Annotated in this window: 1 protein-coding gene; it reads left to right on the top strand. The window is 56.8% G+C overall.

Annotated features, from left to right (window positions below; translation table 11 throughout):
* Window positions 1-336, top strand: a 336-nt coding sequence (locus EN861_RS35720; protein WP_348630921.1) for an extracellular solute-binding protein, incomplete at both ends; no start/stop codon positions are given.

The following is a 336-nucleotide window of genomic DNA, read 5'->3' as shown; positions in this document are numbered from 1 at the left end:
GCGACGAGGCATGGCAGGTCGCCAAAATCTTCGACAGCCTTATCATCGATTTGAATGGACCCGAGTTTTACACGCGGGTCGCGCTCAAGGTTGACGACATGGCCATTCGCAGCCCGGAAATGGTCAAGGTTTTCGAAAAGCTGCGCCAGGTAAGGGGTCTCGTCGACGACAATTTTGTCGGCCGTGACTGGGCTGTTGCGAGTGAAATGGTGGCGAGCGGTAAAGCCGGCATGCAGATCATGGGAGATTGGGCGAAGGGCGAGTTTCTCGCAAAGAACCTGAAGCCCGGCGTGGACTTCCTGTGTTTCCCGACCCCCACGTCAACGCCGAATTTCC

Source organism: Mesorhizobium sp. M8A.F.Ca.ET.218.01.1.1 (assembly GCF_004791165.1).
GTDB lineage: Bacteria > Pseudomonadota > Alphaproteobacteria > Rhizobiales > Rhizobiaceae > Mesorhizobium.
The sequence above is the reverse complement of the archived record's forward strand: the minus strand, read 5'-3'. Positions and strand labels throughout refer to the sequence as shown.